This is a genomic window from Chryseoglobus sp. 28M-23 (genome assembly GCF_014789785.1).
In the GTDB taxonomy this organism is placed as follows: Bacteria; Actinomycetota; Actinomycetes; order Actinomycetales; family Microbacteriaceae; genus Microcella; species Microcella indica.
Genome location: NZ_CP061846.1, coordinates 1,869,078 through 1,884,184, shown reverse-complemented (window position 1 = coordinate 1,884,184; position 15,107 = coordinate 1,869,078). Strand labels below are relative to the sequence as shown.

The window sequence follows — 15,107 nt, the reverse complement described above, 5'->3', positions numbered from 1 at the left end:
GGCGGCGTCATGATCGCCGCACTGCTCATCGGGGGTGCAGCCCTCGCCCACGCGACGTGGAACATCGCGATGAAGCGTGCAGGCACGAGCGGCACGCCCTTCATCGCCGCGACCCTGCTGGTCGGAGTGATCGCCCTCGCGCCGTTCGGTGTCGTCTCGCTCGCGACCGAGCCTCCGGCGCAGGACGGCTGGTACGTGGTCGCGCTCGTCGCGGGCAGCGCCACGCTGCAGCTGGCGTACTTCCTGCTGCTGCAGCGCGGGTACCGGCTCGCCGACGTCGGCGTCGTGTACCCCGTAGCGCGGGGCGTCGGGCCCCTGCTCAGCGTCATCGCCGCGTACACGCTGTGGGACGCCGCCGCCGTGACTCTCGCCGGCCTCGCCCCGGTCGGCTACTACTGGGCGAGCATGGTCGTGCAGCTGCTCGTGCTCGGCGCGATCGCGCTGCGCACGCCGGCGACCGCGGCCGCGACGGCTCGGGCGCATCCGATCGCCGCCGTGCTCGTGGGCGTTCTCTCGTCCCTCGCCTACATCGCGGTGCTCTTCGCCGACCAGCTCGCGCCCGTGGCGATCGTGGCGCCGGCGCGCGAGGTGAGCGTCGTGCTCATCGCCCTCGCGGGGTGGATGCTCATCCGCGAGCCGCACCCGATGCGCCGCATCCTCGGCAGCATCGTGGTGATCGGGGGCGTCGCTCTGCTCGCTCTGGGCTGAGCCGTGCCGAGAACGCGCGCGTGCGGCGTCGGCCGTGCATCCCGCCCGTCGGACGCCCCGCGACCACTAGACTGGCCCTCGACCCACCGAAGGAGCCGCCCGTGATCGCCGACGTTCTCGCCGAAGCCGCTGACAAGATGACCAAGGCCGTCGAGGTCGCCAAAGAGGACTTCTCGACCGTCCGCACCGGGCGCGCGAACCCGCAGCTGTTCCAGAAGATCCTCGTCGACTACTACGGCTCGCCGACGCCGCTCGCGCAGCTCGCGAGCCTGCAGAACCCCGAGGCGCGCACGCTCATCATCACGCCGTACGACAAGACGGCGCTCAAGGAGATCGAGCGCGCGATCGTGAACTTCCCGAACCTCGGGGCCAGCCCCAACAACGACGGCGAGATCATCCGCGTGACGATGCCCGAGCTCACGGAGGACCGCCGCAAGGAGTACGTGAAGATCGTCAAGGGCAAGGCGGAGGACTGCAAGGTCGCGATCCGCAACATCCGCCGCAAGGCGAAGGACGACCTCGACGCTCTCAAGAGCGAGGTCGGCGATGACGAGGTGGCGCGCGCCGAGAAGGACCTCGAGGCGCTCACGAAGAAGCACACGGACGCGGCCGACGAGGCCCTCAAGAAGAAGGAAGCCGAGCTCCTCGAGGTCTAGATGCCCCCGGAGCCCGTCGAACCCACCCCCGAGACCCCGGTGGAGCAGTCTGCCGCACCGGTGTCTGCTCACAAGGTGCCTGCCGATCAGACTGGGCCGGCGCGGCGAAGCCGCTTTCCGTTCGCGCGGCGCGGTCGCACGCGCGCCGACGTCGAGGCCGCCCTCCACGACGTGGAGACCGCCCTGCACGACCTGGAGTCGCGAGCGCGCGAGATGGATGCTCGGGTCGAGGCCCGCGTCGGCCGCAACCTGCCCAAAGCCATCCTCTTCGGGTTGATCCTCGGTCTCGCCCTCCTGTTCAGCCTCATCGTCGTCAAAGAGATCTTCATGCTTTTCGGCGCGGCCCTCGTGGCCTTCACCGCGTACGAGCTCGCGAGCGCGCTGCGCTTCGCAGGGCGCGATGTGCCGCGCATCCCGCTCGTGATCGCCGCGGTCGGTGTCATCGTGCCCGCGTTCTACCTCGGGGCCGAGGGCCTATGGTGGGCCATCCTCGCCGGTGTCGCGTTCGTGAGCGTGTGGCGGCTCGCCGAGCAGCTCATCCCTGCTCGGCGCACGGGCGCCGCCTCGCTGGGAACGGATCTCGGTGCCGGAGTGCTCGTGCTCGCCTACGTGGCCCTGCTCGGCGGCTTCGCCGTCGTCATGGCGGGCCAGCTCGGCGGGCAGTGGTGGGTGCTCGCGTACCTCATCGTCGTCATCAGCATCGACACCGGCGCCTACGCGTCCGGGCTCCTGTTCGGCAAGCACCCCATGGCGCCGCGAATCAGCCCCAAGAAGACGTGGGAGGGCTTCGCCGGCTCCGTCGTCGTCGCGATCATCGCCTCGGTGCTCCTCGCACTCTTCATGATCGGCATCGAGTGGTGGGTCGGCGTGCTGCTCGGCCTCGCGCTCGTCGGGGCCGCGACGCTCGGAGATCTCACCGAGTCGCTCATCAAGCGCGATCTCGGCATCAAGGACATCTCCACGTGGCTGCCCGGCCACGGCGGGTTCCTCGACCGGCTCGACTCGATCCTGCCCGCGACCGTCGTCGCGTACGTGTTCTTCGTCATCGTCGCCTGAGGCTCCCCGACTGGGGCAGAATGGTGACGTGACCTCCACGTTTCCCGCTCCGCGCCCGGGCAAGCCGGGCTACGACATCGACGAGGTGGAGCAGTTCCTCGAGGTGGCCCGCACCGCGTACGGCGCGGCGCCCGGTACGGAGGGCTCGCTCACGAGCGACGACATCCGCCACACCGCCTTCCGCGTGCGCCGCCGTGGCGGGTACTCGGCCCGTCACGTGGATGCCGCTCTCGAGCGCCTCGAGGAGGCCTTCGCCGCGCGGGAGCGCGAGCGGGCGATCGCCGAGCTCGGGCAGGAGGCCTACGATGCCGAGTCGCGCACGACAGCGCAGGACATCATCGATCGGCTCGCCCGACCGGAGGGTCGCCGGTTCCGTCGCGTGAGCGCGCTGTCGCGCGGCTATCGCGCGGACGACGTGGACGCCTTCATGGATCGGGTCAGCAGGTACTTCCAGGAGGGTGCCCCGCTCACGGTGGAGAACGTGCGCACGATCGCCTTCCGCCCCGCCTTCCGCGGGTACGACGAGACGCAGGTCGACCTGCTGCTCGACACGACGATCCGCCTCATGCTGGCCGTCCGCTGAGTCGACCCTCGGCTCCTCGGGCTAGAATGACGCCCCGTGGGTAGGCATGCAGCGACGAAGGCGCGCCCCACCGCGTCGAGTCGACCCGGTGAGGGCGCCGTAGACCATGCCAGGGCGACGCCGGGAGTGCCGACGATCGAGCGCCACGTGCGCTCCTCCTGGTCGCTGCCGCTCTTCGCCTCCGTGGCGAGCCTCGCCTTCGTGCTCGCGGCCGTGACCGACCCCACTCCGAGCCTGAGCCTCGCCGCCGAGCAGACGGAGGCTCCCGCCGCCCCCGACGTCCAGACCTTCGTCGCCTCCCCCGATCACGAGATCTCGGCCGATCGCGGGGAGTGGACGACGAGCCGCGTCGTCACCTACGGCGTCGCTCCCGCGGCGGGCACGCCCGACCCCGGCACCGCGCAGGGGATCGCCGCAGACATGGTCGCGGCGCGCGGGTGGAGCAGTGCCGAGTTCGACTGCCTCGTCGCCCTCTGGAACAAGGAGTCCGGCTGGAACGTGTACGCGCACAACGCCAGCTCGGGTGCCTACGGCATCCCTCAGTCGCTCCCCGGCAACAAGATGGCGAGCGTGGGCTCCGACTGGGCGACGAACCCGCGCACGCAGATCACGTGGGGCCTCGGCTACATCGAGGCGCGCTACGGCACGCCGTGCGGCGCGTGGGCGACGAGCCAGCGCATCGGCTGGTACTAGGCTCCCTCGGTATGCCCCGCAGCAACCGTTCGCGTCGCCGTCGCGCCGCGGAGGAGCCGTCGGAGCTCGATCTCGAGCGCATCCGGCTCGGCATGCGGCGCACCGAGATGAAGCGCTCGGGCACGTGGAACGTGCAGCCGGTCGGAGCCGCCGCCGCGCAGAAGGTCTACACGTGCCCGGGGTGCGGGGCTGAGGTGCCCGTGGGCGTCGCGCACGTCGTCGCCTGGCGTGCCGACGGCCTCATGGGGGAGCAGGCCGACCTCGCCGCGCGGCGCCACTGGCACTCCCGCTGCTGGCAGATCGAGCCGTGACCCGCGCGACGGACGAGGTCACGCGCACCACTGACGACGATGATCGAGAGGATCCGACCGTGAGCGAACTGATTCGGGGCGGCACGGTGCTGCCCGCCCGGCGCGAGGAGATCGAGCTGCACACGGCCGACGGGCTCACGCTCGTCGGCGAGCTCGCGCTGCCGGAGGATGCCGAGCCCGTCGCGACCCTCGTGTGCCTGCACCCGCTGCCCACGGCAGGCGGGTTCATGGACTCGCACGTGCTGCGCAAGGCCGCGGCCCGCCTGCCGGCGATGGCGGATCTCGCTGTGCTGCGCTTCAACTTCCGCGGCGTGTCCTCACCGCGCGGAACCTCGGAGGGCGACTTCGGGCACGGCGACGCCGAAGCCGACGACCTCGCAGCCGCCATGGCCTTCGTGCGGGAGCGCGGCCTGCCCGCGCCGTGGCTGCTCGGCTGGTCGTTCGGCACCGAGGTCGCGCTCAAGCACGGCCTCGAGCACGAGATCGAGGGCGCGATCCTGCTGTCGCCTCCGCTGCACCGTGCGAGCGAGGAGGAGGTCGCGGCGTGGGCGCACGCGGGCCCGCGCCTCGTCGTCGTGGTGCCCGAGCTCGACGACTACTTGCGACCGCCCGAGGCCGAGGAGAGGTTCGCCTCCGTCCCCGACAAGGAGTTCGTCGCCGTCGAGGGCGGCAAGCACCTCTGGGTCGGGGAGGCGCAGACCTCGCGCGTGCTGAGCGAGATCGTGGCGCGGCTCAACCCCGGTGTGCTGCCGCTGCCCACGCGGTGGCCCTAGGGCCCACCGCTAGAGCGCTTCCTGCTTGGGCACCACGACCTGGTCGATGACGATGAGGATCGACGCCGCGACCGGAATGGCGATGAGGGCCCCGAGGATCCCCAAGAGCGTGCCTCCCGCGAGCGCGGCGATCACGACGACGACGCCGGGCACCTTCACAGCCCGGTTCATGATGTTCGGGCTCAGCACGTACGCCTCGATCTGCATGTAGGCCAGGTAGTAGATGGCGGCGACGATGACCGTCGAGATCGACTCCGGGTTCACGAGCAGCTGCGTGAGCACGATGAGGATCGACCCCGAGAGGGTTCCCACGAGCGGCACGAGCGAGAACAGGAACGCGACGAAGGCGAACAGCGCGGGGTACTGCGCGCCGATGATCGACAGGAAGATGAAGCTCAGCACGCCGTTGCAGAAGGCGAGTGTGACCTGGCCGACGACGTAGCGCCCGACGGCCGAGGAGACCTGCTCGGCGATGCCGATGAAGCGCTCGCGCTTCGACATCGGAACGAGCTTGTATACGGCGCTCTTGAGGTTGTTGAGGGAGGCGACGAAGTAGAGGGTCAGGATGAGGATGATGAGGGCGCCGAACACGCCGGTCGCAATGCCGATGCCGACCGACAGCACGCCGCCGCCGACCTGCGTGAGGTTGTCGGGGTTCGTGATCCACTCGAGAGCTGACTCGGCGGCCAGGCGCACGTCGACGACCTCGACCGGGATGAACGACTGCACGTTGTCGAAGAAGTCGTCGAGCGAATCGAGCGACCGCACGTAGTCGGAGATGCTCGCCACGAGCCGGCTCGACTGCTCGACGATCACGGGGGCGATGGTGAAGACGAGCCCCGTGAACAGCCCGAGGACTCCCACGAGGACGGTGAGGATCGCCGCCCAGCGGGGCCACTTGCGCTCCTCGAGCCATGAGACGAGCGGATCCAGCCCGAGAGCGATGAAGAGCGCCGCGCCGATGTAGGTGATGATCGTCGCGAGGCTCGTGATCGCGCCGCCGATGACGAGTGCGACGAGAACCCCGAGCCCGCCGAACAGGCCGAAGCGGAATGCGTTCTGAATCTTCACGTGCCGTGGCTCCTGAGGTCGAGCGGCGTCAGCCTAGTCGTCGCGCTGGGACAGCGTTTCTGCCTGCGAGAGTACTCCGCGCAGGCCCTCGAAGTAGCCAGCCACGGCGTCGCGCTCGACGCGGATGCGTGCGAGAGACTCCTCCGCCTCGGCGACGAGCTTCGCGCTGCGCTCCTCCGCCTCCTTCTGCAGCGCCTGTGCGCGCTGCTCGGCGTTCGCGAGCACCTCGCGTGCGGTGGCGTCAGCGTCGGCCCGCCGCTTCTGAGCCTCCTCCCGCGCGCTGCGGTCGAGTGCCTCCGCCTCGGTGCGCACCGCTGCCGCCCTGGCCTGGGCCTCGGTGAGCTGGGCGGTCGCCTCATCGAGGTAGCGCTGGGTCTGAGCTACGGCCTCCTGCTGGCGCGCGAGATACTCCTTCTCGGCCTCGTCCCGTCGCGCCGTGAGCTCGACCTCGAGGTCGGTGCGCGCCTGCTCGGCCTCGCGCTCGAGACGCGCGCGATTCTCCTCCGCATCGTGCACGAGCCGCGCTCGCGCCTTGGCTACCTCGTCGGCGAGGACGCCTCGCTGTCGCGCCGACTCGCGCTCGAGTGCGCTGCGGGTCTCGAGAGCCTGCTGCTCAGCGGCCTCCCGCAGTTCAGCGAGCTCGCGCTCGGTCGTCGCGCGCAGCTCCGTCGTGTCCTGCTCAGCGCGCTCGCGCACGCGCAGAGCGGCCGTCTCGGCGTCCTGGCGCAGCTGCGACGCCTCGCGCTCGGTCGACGCCCGCAGCTCCGCGAGCTCGCGCTCCGTGCTCTCCCGCAGCTCGGTCGTGTCGCGCTCGGCGGCATCACGCAGCTCCGCGGCCTCGCGCTCGGCGTTCTCCCGCAGCTCGGTGGTGTCCCGCTCGGTGGTCTCGCGCAGCTCGGTGGTCTCGCGCTCGGTGGTCTCCCGCAGCAGCGTCGTCTCGCGCTCCGCAGCGAGGCGCATCGCGGCGAGTTCGTCGCTGAGCTCCTTCCGCCGACGGGCCTCCTCGGCCGCCCACGCCTCCCTGCTCTGCGCGACCTCGCGCGCGGCCTCATCGCGAGCCCGCCGCACCTCGTCCTCGAGGTCGGTGCGCGCGTTCGTGATGTCGGCGTCGAGCTGCGCGCGGCGCGTGGCGTCGTCGCTCTCGAACTCCGCGCGGGCCTGCTCGGTCTCGCGAGCGAGCTGCGCCGCGGCATCCCGCGCGTCGGCGACCTCGCGGTCGGCGACGACCCGCAGCTCGGCGAGCTGTCGTTCGGTCTCGGCGCGCTGCGCCGCGATCTCGCGCTTCGCGGTCGCGCGCGCCTCCGCCGCCTCGGTGGACACCGCGCCGCGAACGGCCGCGGCCTCCCGCTGCGCCTCGGTCACGAGCGCGTCCGCGTCGGCGCGCGCACGCGTCACCAGGTCCTCCGCCTCGCGGGTCGCATCGTCGACCAGCTGCCGCGCGCGCTCCGTCGCCTCGGCGACGAGCTGCTCGGTGCGCTCCGCCGTCTCGGCCTGCAGGCGCTCGGCCTCCGCCTGTGCGCTCGTGCGCAGCTTCTCCGCGTCGATGTCGGCCTGGCTGATGAGGCGCGTCGACTGCTCCTCGGCAACGCGCAGGGTCTGCTCGAGCTTCGTGCCGAGGCCCGCGTACGTCGGGCGCCCCACCTCGTCGAGCTCTGACTGCAGGTCGTCGATGACGGCGTGCAGGCGCTTGAGCTCCTTGGCGGTCTCCGCCCGCTCCGTATTCGACTGGATGAGGTCGCGCCGGAGGTCCTGGAGGGCCTTGTCGACGTCCTCGCGCTTGTAGCCGCGCATCTCGGTGCCGAAATCGAACTCTGTGCCTGCCACGTGTGAGTCTCCCGGGTCGGTGGGGCGCGAACTCTGCGAGTCTATCGGCGCACTCGGTCTTTGCCTCGCCTGAGTATTCGGCCAGAGGGGGCCCGCTCGGCCGCCCCGCGGCGACGCGCACCCCGGGCATCCGCTAATCTGGAATGTCTGTAATCTGCTGGCCGCTGACTGCACCGGGCTGATGCTCTCGTCGCCCGATCAGTCCTGAACCGCAGCGACCTCGTCCCTCAGCGACCGCCTCCCGCGGTCGACACGCGCGGGCGGGTGCTGAACGGGGAGTCGTGCGCCGGCACGAGAGGAGTGAATCCGTGCGATTCATCATTGCCATCGTCTTCTTCGTGGTCGCCGTCGTCGGCGTCGGTCTCGGGGTCGCCCAGCGCACCGTGCTCGCCCCGCCGGAGAGCGTCACGTCGACCGTCCAGCTCGACAGCGCTGCGACCGTCACGGTCATCGACGGGTCGGCTCTCAACGCCTACGAGGGGCGCCAGACCCTCGCCATCCGCGGTGGCGTCGTCGCACCGCCCGACACCGCGGCCGAGCCCGATGAGGAAGGGGGCGCCGACGCGGAGGACGGCGAGGAGCAGATCGCGCAGACCGACCGGGTCGTGGCCGCCTACGGGCGCACGGGCGACGTGCTCGCCTGGGTCGGCGACACGCGGTACACGCTCGTGACCTTCGACGAGGAGCTCGGCGAGCTCGTCGCGCAGCCCGTCAGCGGGTCGGAGGAGTCGGTACCCGACCCGTACGGCAGCGACCTCTGGTACGACGACTTCACGGGCGAGGGCGAGCTCGGCATCACCGTCAACGTTCCCCGCGACGTCTCGGTGCTGCTGGTCTCCGACGGCGAGCTGCCCGCTCCGCAGGAGTTCTCGGTGACCTGGCCCCTCGACAGCAGCACCCCGTACTCGACCTGGCTCATCCTCGGGGGAGTCGGGTCGCTCATCCTCGGTCTCATCGCGCTCCTCTGGGCACTCCTGCACATGCGTCGACAGCGGGGTCCGCGCCGCAAGTCGGCCAAGGCGCAGAAGATGCCGAAGGTTCCGCGGCCCTCGCGCTACCGCCCGCTCTCCGGGCGACCGACACTGGGGCGCCCGAAGGGTCGGCGCTCCGCGTCGCGCATCGCTCTCGTACCCGGGCTGCTCATCACGGCCCTCGTGCTCTCCGCGTGCACGCCCGGTGCGTCGATCGTCGCGACGCCGAGCCCGGCGCCGACAGAGGAGCCCGTGACCCCCGCGGTCGCCGCGAGCGAGCGCCAGATCGACCGCATCGTCAGCCGCGTAGGCGAGACGGTGGCGCTCGCCGATGAGGAGACCGACGAGGGCCTCGCCGCCACGCGCCTCGCCGGCCCCGCCCTCCAGTTCCGCGAGGCCGCCTACGCCGTGCGCGAGGAGGACTCCGAACTCGGGTCGCTCGTATCGATCCCGTCTCGCAACGTCGAGCTCGCCCTGCCCCAGCGCCTCCCCGACGAGGGCGCGACGTGGCCGCGCGCGATCTTCGCCGTCGTCGAGGACCCGACGGATGAGACGCGGCCCCCGCAGGCGCTCCTGATGATCCAGGACGACCCGCGAAGCCCGTATCGGGTCCACTACGCCCTCACCCTCGAGCCGCAGGCGGTCGTGCCGCCGCTCGCGCCCGTCGGACTCGGCAGCCCCCTGCTGCCCGCCGACACCCCGCAGCTGGCCGTGACGCCCGCCGAGGTCGCCGCTTCCTACTCGCAGCTGCTGCTCCGCGGCGAGGAGGCCGAGAACTTCGACCTGTTCGAGGCCGAGGGCGACAGCCTGCGCACCCAGATCGGCCTCGAGGCGAAGCGGGAGCGCCGCTCAGCCCTGCCGGACACCGCGTCGATCGAGTTCACCAACCGGGTCGTGGAGGACGCCGACATCCTCTCGTTCGTCACGAACGACGGCGGCGCGATCATGACGGCCTACCTCACCGAGACCGAGACGGTGACGCCCACGCAGTCCGGCGCTGCGGTCAACTCGAGCGGCGCCGTCGAGGCCCTCTCGGGCAGCGCGCAGAGCACGCGCGGCATCATCGCGACGTACGGCCTGCAGATTCTGTTCTTCGTCCCGCCCCTGGACAGCACGGAGCCCGTCCGCGTGCTCGGCTACACCCAGGGGCTCGTCAGTGCCAGGGAGGTACCGTGACCGAAAGCCCGATGAACCCTGACGCCCTGCGGGGCGCCGTCGATCTCTCCTCGCTCGTGCGCGCGGCTCAGCAGCCGCCCGCCCAGCAGGCTCCGGCGGGAGCCGCAGACCCCGCCTCGGCCGCAGGAGCAGGCGGCAGCGCGGTCGTGCGCGACGTGGGCGACGCCGAGTTCGGCGAGGTCGTCGAGCTCTCGCGCACGGTGCCCGTGATCGTCGAGTTCTACGTCGCGGGCATCGCGCCGGCCCTGCCGGGCATCGTGAGCTCCTACGGCGGCCGGCTCGCTCTCGCGACGGTGGACGGCAACAGCAGCCCGCAGGTCGCGCAGGCGTTCCAGGTGCAGCAGGTTCCCGCGGTCGTCGCTCTCGTCGGCGGCCGGCCCGTGAACCTCTTCGTCGGCATGCCCGCCGAGGCCGAGGTGCGCCAGGTGCTCGACCAGGTGCTCGAGCTCGCCGCGCAGAACGGCGTGACCGGAACGCTGTCGGCCGACGCGCCGGAGGAGGGCGAGGAGGAGCCTGCCGAGCAGCCCCTGCCGCCGCTCCACCAGGAGGCCTTCGATGCGATCAGTCGCGGCGACCTCGAGGCGGCGGCCACGGCCTACCGCACGGCGATCGCGCAGAGCCCCGCCGACGGCGACGCGGTGGCCGGTCTCGCGCAGGTCTCCCTGCTGCAGCGCCTCGAAGGGCGCGAGGCGTCGCAGGTGCGCGACGCGGCAGCGGCGGCTCCCGATGATCTGGATGCTCAGCTCGCGGTCGCCGACCTCGACCTCAGCGGCGGCCACGTGGAAGACGCCTTCGCGCGCCTGCTCACCCTCTTTCCTGGTCTCGACGCCGACGGCAAGGCGGTCGTCCGCACCCGCCTTCTCGACTACTTCGAGATCGTCGGGGCCGAGGACGAGCGCACGATCGCCGCGCGCCGCGCCTTCACCAACCTCCTCTACTGAGGCTGCGAGCTCAGGCGGGGCTCAAGTAGAGCCCCGCGAGGGGCGGCAGCGTGAGCTCGACCGAGGCGGGGCGCCCGCCGTAGGCGGAGTCCTCCGCCGTCACCTGGCCGAAGTTGCCCACGCCTGAGCCGCCGAACTCCTCGGCGTCGGTGTTGACAACCTCGCGCCACACGCCCGCGTGCGGCAGCGGCAGGCGGTAGGGGCCGACCGTGTTGCCGCTGAAGTTGAAGACGCCGACGACGGGCGCGCCGTTCGCCGCGCGCCGCTCGAACGCGATGACGTTGTTGCCCGCATCGCCGCCCTCGAGCCACTCGAATCCGGCGGGGGAGTTGTCGAGCTCCCACAGGGCGGCGTTGTCGCGGTACACGCGGTTGAGCTGCGCGACGAGCCGGTGCAGCCCTCGGTGCACGGGCTGATCGAGAATCCACCAGTCGAGGCCGCGCTGCTCGCTCCACTCGCTCGGCTGCCCGAACTCCTGCCCCATGAAGAGCAGCTGCTTGCCGGGGTGCGCCCACATGAAGGCGAGGTAGGCGCGCATGTTCGCGAGCTTCTGCCACTGGTCGCCCGGCATCTTGCCCAGCAGCGAACCCTTGCCGTGCACGACCTCGTCGTGGCTGATGGGCAGCATGAAGTTCTCGCTGAAGGCGTAGAGGAAGCTGAAGGTGATCTCGCCGTGGTGGTGCGAGCGCCACATCGGGTCGCGCTGGAAGTAGCTGAGGGTGTCGTGCATCCACCCCATGTTCCACTTCATGCCGAAGCCGAGCCCGCCCTCGCTCGTGGCGCGCGTCACGCCCGGCCACGAGGTGGACTCCTCCGCGATCATGACGATGCCGGGCACGCGCTTGTACGCCGTCGCGGTGGTCTCCTGCAGGAAGGCGATCGCCTCGAGGTTCTCGCGGCCGCCGTGCACGTTGGGCAGCCACTCGCCGTCGGAGCGCGAGTAGTCTAGGTAGAGCATGCTCGCGACGGCGTCGACGCGCAGGCCGTCGATGTGGAACTCCTCGAGCCAGTACAGGGCGTTGGCGACGAGGAAGTTGCGCACCTGGCTGCGGCCGAGGTCGAAGACGTAGGTGCCCCAGTCCGGCTGCTCACCGCGACGAGGGTCGGGATGCTCGTACAGGGCCTTGCCGTCGAACCGGCCGAGCGCCCACTCGTCCTTGGGGAAGTGCGCGGGCACCCAGTCCATGATGACGCCGATGCCGGCCTGGTGGAGCCGGTCGATGAGGTAGCGCAGGTCATCCGGATGCCCGAATCGTGCGGTGGGGGCGTAGTAGCCGGTCACCTGGTAGCCCCAGCTGGGGCCGTAGGGGTGCTCGGAGAGCGGCATGAACTCGACGTGCGTGAACCCCAGCTCGGTGACGTACTCGATGAGCGGGTCGGCGAGCTCGCGGTAGCCGAGGCCCGGGCGCCACGAGCCGAGGTGCATCTCGTAGACGCTCATCGCCTGACCGTGCGGGTCGTGCGCGGCGCGCCGCGCCATCCAGTCGTCGTCGTTCCACGTGTAGTCGGTGTCGCCGACGATCGACGCCGTCGCCGGCGGCGTCTCGGTGTAGCGCGCCATCGGGTCGGCGCGCGTGAGCCACGTGCCCTCCGCGCTCAGCAGCTCGAACTTGTAGGTGGAGCATGCGCCCAGGCCCGGCACGAAGAGCTCCCAGACGCCGTTGTCGTCGAGGCGGCGCATCGCGTGCCCGACCCCGTTCCAGCTGTTGAAGTCGCCGATCACGCGGGCCGCCTGGGCGTGGGGAGCCCACACGGCGAAGCTCACGCCGTCGACGCCCTCGTGCGGGCGGTGGTGGGCCCCCAGCACGTGCCAGAGCTGCTCGTGCCGCCCCTCGCCCCACAGGTGCAGGTCGACATCGCCCACGGAGGGCACGAAGCGGTAGGCGTCATCGGTGTGCCAGTCGGGCCCGCCGTCGTAGGTGCTCTCGACCGTGTAGGCCTGGCCCTCGCCGGGCAGGAAGCCGTGCCACAACCCGTCGGCGACGTGCTCGAGAGGCACGCGCGTGCCGTCGGCGCGCACGACCGTCACCGTGGCGGCGAGCGGGCGCACGACCCGCACGACCCAGCCGCCGTCGAGGGCGTGCGGCCCGAGCGCGTCGTGGGGCCGCGGGTGGCGCCCCTCGACGAGCGCGCGCCGGTGGTCGTCGTGCAGGGCGGGCAGCGCCGTGTCGGCGGCGGGCTTCGATGCCTGCTTCTCGGTGGGTGTCGTCGCTGCGGGCTTCTGCGCTGGGCGCTTCTCGTCGGCCATCAGACCCCCTTCGGGTAGTCGATGCGGAGGATGTGGACGGGGTGCACGAAGGCGTCGAGCCTGACGTAGTTCTCCGCGCCCCAGGTGTACCGCTCGCCCGAGATCAGATCCTTGACCTCGAAGGTCGAGCCAGGCGGGAGGCCGAGCGCCTCGAGATCGAGCGAGACGGTCGTCTCGCGGGCCGAGTGGGGGTCGACGTTCGCCACGACGATGATGCCGTCGGTGCGGCCGGATCGCACGAAGCGACCAGGGAGAACCTTCGAGTAGCAGAGGATCGCATCGTCGCGCGTGGCGTGGATGCGCAGATTGCGCAGCTGGCGCAGTGCGGGGTGCTGCGCGCGGATCGTATTGAGCTGGGTCAGGTACGGCGCGATCGACCGGCGCTGCGTCTCGGGGCTCGACCAGTCGCGCTGCTTGTACTCGTACTTCTCGTTGTCGATGTTCTCCTCGCTGCCGGGGCGTGCCACGTTCTCGATGAGCTCGTAGCCGGCGTAGACGCCCCACGAGGGGCTCGCGGTCGCGGCGAGAGCGGCCCGGATCTTGTAGGCGGGCACGCCGCCGAACTGCAGGTACTCGGTGAGGATGTCGGGGGTGTTGACGAAGAAGTTGGGGCGGAAGTACGCGCTCGTCTCCTGCGAGACCTCGGTGAGGTACTCCTCGAGCTCGCGCTTCGAGTTGCGCCACGTGAAGTACGTGTACGACTGCTGGAAGCCGACGGCGGCGAGCGACTGCATCATCGCGGGGCGCGTGAACGCCTCCGCGAAGAACACCACGTCGGGGTGCTCGGCGTTGACCTCGTGCAGCAGCCACTCCCAGAACGCGAGCGGCTTCGTGTGCGGGTTGTCGACGCGGAAGATGCGCACGCCCAACTCGATCCAGTAGCGCACGATGCGCAGGATCTCGGTGCTCAACCCCTCCGGGTCGTTGTCGAAGTTGAGCGGGTAGATGTCCTGGTACTTCTTCGGCGGGTTCTCCGCGTAGCGGATGGAGCCGTCCGGCAGCGTCGTGAACCACTCGGGATGCTCGGTCACCCACGGGTGGTCGGGAGCGCACTGGAGGGCCAGATCGAGGGCGACCTCGAGACCGTTCTTCGCGGCGCTCGCGAGGAACGCCTGGAAGTCCTTCGCCGTGCCCAGGTCGGGGTGGATCGCGTCGTGCCCGCCCTCCTTCGCGCCGATCGCCCACGGGCTCCCCGGGTCGTTCGGGCCGGCTTCGAGGGTGTTGTTCGGGCCCTTCCGGTTGAGTCGCCCGATCGGGTGGATCGGCGGCAGGTACAGCACGTCGAAGCCCATCTGCGCCACCGCCGGCAGTCGTCGCGTGGCCGTCGCGAAGGTGCCGGACTGCCAGGAGCCGTCCTTGCGGCGCTTCGCTCCCTCGGAGCGCGGGAAGAACTCGTACCAGCTGCCCACGCCGGCGCGCGTGCGCTCGACGCGCAGGGTGTGCGGGGCCGAGACGGTCTCGAGGCTCGTCAGGCGGTGCTGCTGCAGGGCCGCCACGAGCCGGGCGTCGCTCGCGACGGCGAGGCGCGCCGCGGGAGAGAGGGCGGCGTTCATCATGGCCGCGCGGGCGTCGGAGAAGGTCGTGCCGGCCGGGGTGCCAGCACCCGCGAGCTCGGTCGCGCGCTCCAGCAGCTCGCCGCCGCCCATGAGCATGACCTCGACGTCGACTCCAGCCTCGATCTTGACCGTGGCGGCGTGCAGCCACGTCGCCCAATCGTCGGAGTACGCCTGCACGCGCCAGGTGTAGAGCCCCAGCTGGTCGACGAGCACCTCGGTGTGCCAGCGGTCGGTTCCGGGTGCGCCCATCTCGAGCGGGTGCGCGCTCTGCGTGCCGTCCGGCGCGCGCAGCAGCAGATCGGCGCCGAGCAGATCGTGCCCTTCGCGGAACACCGTCGCTCCGAAGGGGACGACTTCTCCCAGGAAGGCCTTGCTCGGCCAGCGGTCCTCCGGCTGCACAGGGCTCAGGTGCCGGATCGGGATGCGCCCGATGCGCGGGGTGAACGGGGTCGATTCGGTGACAGCCACGAGTCGACCGTACTCCGCCGGGACGGTGAGCGCGCGGGAGGCGTCCAGGCGTCCAGGGGGCTCGGAGGTGCG

At 71.1% G+C, this 15,107-nt stretch carries 13 protein-coding genes; 9 read left to right on the top strand and 4 right to left on the bottom strand.

The features are described from left to right. Window positions 1-9: 9 nt before the first annotated feature. The 7 genes from IE160_RS09225 to IE160_RS09195 all read left to right on the top strand — a co-directional run bounded on the left by IE160_RS09225 (window position 10) and on the right by IE160_RS09195 (window position 4,780). Complete coding sequence (locus IE160_RS09225; protein ID WP_191150890.1) at window positions 10-708, top strand: hypothetical protein; 699 nt, start codon at window positions 10-12, stop codon at window positions 706-708. A gap of 101 nt (window positions 709-809) precedes the next feature. After that, a complete protein-coding gene (gene frr, locus IE160_RS09220; RefSeq protein ID WP_179872315.1) occupies window positions 810-1,364 on the top strand; it encodes a ribosome recycling factor in 555 nt (184 codons plus the stop codon). A gap of 75 nt (window positions 1,365-1,439) precedes the next feature. Continuing rightward, window positions 1,440-2,420 (top strand): phosphatidate cytidylyltransferase, encoded by a 981-nt coding sequence (locus IE160_RS09215; RefSeq protein WP_224744434.1) that lies wholly within the window; start codon window positions 1,440-1,442, stop codon window positions 2,418-2,420. 28 nt (window positions 2,421-2,448) lie between these two features. Continuing rightward, entirely contained in the window at window positions 2,449-3,003 is a 555-nt protein-coding gene (locus tag IE160_RS09210; RefSeq protein ID WP_191150889.1) for a DivIVA domain-containing protein, read from the top strand. Between the two features lie 36 nt (window positions 3,004-3,039). Next, complete coding sequence (locus tag IE160_RS12745; RefSeq protein WP_348531830.1) at window positions 3,040-3,696, top strand: aggregation-promoting factor C-terminal-like domain-containing protein; 657 nt, start codon at window positions 3,040-3,042, stop codon at window positions 3,694-3,696. Window positions 3,697-3,707: 11 nt separating this feature from the next. Further along, window positions 3,708-4,007: an Rv1322 family protein gene (locus IE160_RS09200; RefSeq protein WP_179872312.1), complete on the top strand. Its 300-nt coding sequence runs from the start codon at window positions 3,708-3,710 to the stop codon at window positions 4,005-4,007. Window positions 4,008-4,066: 59 nt separating this feature from the next. Continuing rightward, the gene (locus IE160_RS09195) at window positions 4,067-4,780 is read left to right on the top strand and encodes an alpha/beta hydrolase (protein WP_179872311.1); all 714 of its coding nucleotides are present in this window, start codon (window positions 4,067-4,069) and stop codon (window positions 4,778-4,780) included. Window positions 4,781-4,789: 9 nt separating this feature from the next. Here the strand turns inward: IE160_RS09195 and IE160_RS09190 are convergent, their stop codons facing one another. Together IE160_RS09190 and IE160_RS09185 are read right to left on the bottom strand one after the other, a co-directional pair. Then, entirely contained in the window at window positions 4,790-5,851 is a 1,062-nt protein-coding gene (locus tag IE160_RS09190) for an AI-2E family transporter (RefSeq protein ID WP_179872310.1), read from the bottom strand. A gap of 33 nt (window positions 5,852-5,884) precedes the next feature. Further along, window positions 5,885-7,675 (bottom strand): DivIVA domain-containing protein, encoded by a 1,791-nt coding sequence (locus IE160_RS09185; RefSeq protein WP_224744433.1) that lies wholly within the window; start codon window positions 7,673-7,675, stop codon window positions 5,885-5,887. Between the two features lie 308 nt (window positions 7,676-7,983). Between IE160_RS09185 and IE160_RS09180 the strand changes: the two genes are divergently transcribed. Next, window positions 7,984-9,822, top strand: a complete 1,839-nt coding sequence (locus IE160_RS09180) for a DUF8094 domain-containing protein (protein ID WP_179872309.1) — start codon at window positions 7,984-7,986, stop codon at window positions 9,820-9,822. Continuing rightward, window positions 9,819-10,763 carry a co-chaperone YbbN gene (locus IE160_RS09175; RefSeq protein WP_431356461.1) on the top strand — a complete coding sequence of 315 codons (945 nt, stop codon included), beginning with the start codon at window positions 9,819-9,821 and terminating at the stop codon, window positions 10,761-10,763. The genes IE160_RS09180 and IE160_RS09175 overlap by 4 nt, the downstream gene beginning before the upstream one ends. Before the next feature lie 10 nt (window positions 10,764-10,773). Here IE160_RS09175 and glgB read toward each other — a convergent pair whose 3' ends face one another. Both glgB and IE160_RS09165 read right to left on the bottom strand, forming a co-directional pair. Then, window positions 10,774-13,011 carry a 1,4-alpha-glucan branching protein GlgB gene (gene glgB, locus IE160_RS09170; RefSeq protein WP_179872308.1) on the bottom strand — a complete coding sequence of 746 codons (2,238 nt, stop codon included), beginning with the start codon at window positions 13,009-13,011 and terminating at the stop codon, window positions 10,774-10,776. After that, window positions 13,011-15,035 (bottom strand): alpha-1,4-glucan--maltose-1-phosphate maltosyltransferase, encoded by a 2,025-nt coding sequence (locus IE160_RS09165; protein ID WP_179872307.1) that lies wholly within the window; start codon window positions 15,033-15,035, stop codon window positions 13,011-13,013. Before IE160_RS09165 ends, glgB begins: the two co-directional genes overlap by 1 nt. Window positions 15,036-15,107: the final 72 nt, after the last annotated feature.